Origin of the sequence: Prosthecobacter sp. (assembly GCF_044378005.1) — a bacterium.
Taxonomy (GTDB): domain Bacteria; phylum Verrucomicrobiota; class Verrucomicrobiia; order Verrucomicrobiales; family Verrucomicrobiaceae; genus Prosthecobacter.
The window spans coordinates 1-2,870 of the sequence record NZ_JBILYB010000317.1 but is presented as its reverse complement, the minus strand read 5'-3'; the positions used below and the strand labels follow the sequence as shown (position 1 = coordinate 2,870).

The following is a 2,870-nucleotide window of genomic DNA, read 5'->3' as shown; positions in this document are numbered from 1 at the left end:
CCTGGATTTCATGAAGGGGCACAAGAACTCGATAGTCCTGGACTATGTCTGGGTTGCAGACAGGGGGCTCATAAGCGGCCTCAAGACCGGCGAGATGAACCTCGCCTCCCACCTGCGCCTCATTAACAAGAACCGTGGCGTCGGAGGCGCTGACAAGGGACCGGCCACCGACGGGCACTGATGGGCTGCTATGGAAACAAGGACATCATCACGCCGCACATGGACAAGCTCGCAGCCGAAACACCCATGCCCACCGCGCCGGACAACCATTACGCCAATGACTACGCCAAGCGCATCCGCGATGCGGTCGCATAAAGGCCACCACACCCTCCAGCAAGAAATTTTGTCAGAAAACCCGATAAACGACAAAGAGATAACAGATGCGGCAATCTTGCCGCGTGACGTGAAAGACATCCGAACCCCAATCCCAGCGAACCCATGAAAACGACCAACTCTATGAGAATCAGCTTCCTTGCCGGTGCATTGGCTCTGGCAGGCATCTTCGCAGGCCAAGCCAACGCTCAGTCTCCGGTGAAAATCGATCTGGCCTACAACGTGACCACGTCCACCAACGTGCGTGGAAGCGCGGCCAACCCAGCCCAACCAGCGTCTGGCGGTGCGGCATCCCCTGCGGTGCCGGCAACTGCCCGTGGCATCTTGCTACGTGGAGAGCAGTCAATTCCGAGCACAGCCGTGCTGGGCGCGGAGGCTTATGGACCTGTGGCGCTGATCCAGTTTGAAACGCTGAACGTCGTCCAGAGCGGCCCAGACGGGCGGCCACTTTCTCGTCCTCAGATGGGCTTCCGTTTGCAGGTGTCCAAACCTCAGTTCGTAGAGCGTGACGGAGTGATGGGGCTTGAAGGAGGAATGGCATCGGCGCTTCTGAGCCTTTCAAGCAATCTCGCCAATCGCACGGGGTCCGTCGTCGAGAAATTGAGCAACAATAGTGCCTCCAAAAGCCCGCCATTCGCCTGGGAGGAAGTGCGTGGAGCAGCCACGCTTCGTTCCCCCTACAAAGGTGCTCCCGTGCGCTGGTTTGCGCCGCTCCTGAGCATCGCCGACGTGAGAGTGCAGGCCCTTCCGGGCGCCGTGGCTGCCAATGGAACTCCTGTTCCCGGAACGGAAACAAGGTCAATGACTTCCGTGATGCTCGATCCGGCGCTGTCCGCCAGACTCGCTGGGCTTGAGTTTGATGCCGCAGTCAAACTCGTGGTGAGCAATCTAATTGGACGCGGATTTGTGAATCTTGATGGCGGCGAAGTCGGCATCATGCGGGGAGTTCCAAGCGTGCAGTAAAAGTAGTCGCCCCAGCCATCCGCGAACTCGACCGCGATGGCAAAACCGTGTGGAAGCTCGGCACGCAGGACGTGCCGAGCAAAACGCTTCGCCTCATCAGCGGCTTCCAGCGCCTGCCCGACGAACGCACCGTCCCCGTCGCCGCTCCACGTCCAGGGCCAACTCGACCCGCCCCCTCAAAAGCATTTTCGAGGCTGATCAGCTCGGCTGAAACCCGATCATCCTCCGGTTTTTGCTCTTCTTCCCTGAGTGCTCTGCCTTGGGCTTCTTCACCTTCTTGATCTCCGCCTCAAGTATCGCCTGCGTCACCTGCCACTTCGCTGGGTCTGCATCTGTGCTGCCCGCATGAATCGCATTGACGCACACATTCAGAATATCCCCGCCGCTGAGGCCCTTCGATAACTCCGCGAGAACTGCGTAATCAGCCTGCACCCGATCTGGGTTGGGGAGATGAAGGGCGAACAACTCCCGGCGCATGGAGGCGTCTGGAATGCGGAATTTGATGTGGCGCTGGATGCGACGAAGCAGGGCGGGGTCATAGTTTTCAAACAGATTGGTGGTCACGATCACCACGCCGTCAAAGCGATCCAATTCCTGCATCAGGCAGTTGCGGTTCTGGTTGATGCTGGTGGAGCAGGATTCGCCGGTTGATACGCGTTTGGAGAGCAGACTGTCGGCTTCATCGAAGAACAACACCGCGTCGTGTTCACTGGCAGCAGCAAATGCGGCTTTGATGTGCTTGGCTGTGTCGCCGAGGTATTTCGAGATAACGGCGCTGTAGTCCACCTGATAGAGCGGTTTGCCAAGGCGCAGCGCGATGCCAAGGGCAGCGCGCGTCTTGCCGGTGCCGGGCGGGCCGTAGAAGTTGAGGATGCAGCGGCCCTGCTGCGACTGGATGCTACTCAGGTTCCAGATGCGGTCCAGGTCAGCGCGGATCTCCAGCGCTCGCAGACCGGCAAGGATGTCGGTCTTCACCTCAGGATGCAGGATCAGCTTGTCGAGGTCGTGGCGGGGTTCCGGCTGCACGAGCATCCCCACATCAGGGAGCTGTTCCTCTTCATCGCGATCCCGCCTGCGGCGGCGCGGGTTTCGGTGATCGTCGGCGGTGGCTGCATCGGGTGGCAGTTCGATTTCTGGGTCGGTTCGTGTGGGCATGGTGGTAGGATGTTTGGGTTCAGCCATTCTGCTCCGCAGCTTGCGTAGTTGCAGTGCTGGAAAATGCCGCCTCAAGGCGCGTGGTGTCGCTGCCTTGCACGATCTGGCGCGCATAGGCGGGGATGCGTCGGCGCAGGATGATCATCTGCCGTTCACTCAAGCATCCGCGCCGCTGATACTGACGGGCGAAGCTGGTGAGGATTTCAGCATCAGGTCCGGTGAACCCGATGCCGTTGCGTTCGATGGTGGTTTCGCGGCTCTGCTCATCGGCGGTCTGGTTCTGGTAGATGCGCATCAGGGCACGCAGTGCCCAGCGGTCGTTGCTGGCAAGGCGATGGCGCAGTTGTTCGATCATGTCTTTCTTGCTCATGGGTAGGTGGGTTCAGGTTCATGGCCCTTGCGGGCCGTCTCCTTGCCTC

At 59.8% G+C, this 2,870-nt stretch carries 4 protein-coding genes; 2 read left to right on the top strand and 2 right to left on the bottom strand.

What is annotated here, in order from left to right; genetic code table 11:
- The coding region (locus AC6FTP_RS26700) for a hypothetical protein (protein WP_497209941.1) at positions 1 to 181 on the top strand (181 nt) is incomplete at its 5' end.
- A gap of 257 nt (positions 182 to 438) precedes the next feature.
- A complete protein-coding gene (locus AC6FTP_RS26695) occupies positions 439 to 1,296 on the top strand; it encodes a hypothetical protein (protein ID WP_497209940.1) in 858 nt (285 codons plus the stop codon).
- A 198-nt stretch (positions 1,297 to 1,494) separates the two neighbouring features.
- Here AC6FTP_RS26695 and AC6FTP_RS26690 read toward each other — a convergent pair whose 3' ends face one another.
- Together AC6FTP_RS26690 and AC6FTP_RS26685 are read right to left on the bottom strand one after the other, a co-directional pair.
- Positions 1,495 to 2,451, bottom strand: a complete 957-nt coding sequence (locus AC6FTP_RS26690; RefSeq protein WP_497209939.1) for an ATP-binding protein — start codon at positions 2,449 to 2,451, stop codon at positions 1,495 to 1,497.
- A 19-nt stretch (positions 2,452 to 2,470) separates the two neighbouring features.
- Positions 2,471 to 2,821: a hypothetical protein gene (locus AC6FTP_RS26685; protein ID WP_497209938.1), complete on the bottom strand. Its 351-nt coding sequence runs from the start codon at positions 2,819 to 2,821 to the stop codon at positions 2,471 to 2,473.
- Positions 2,822 to 2,870: the final 49 nt, after the last annotated feature.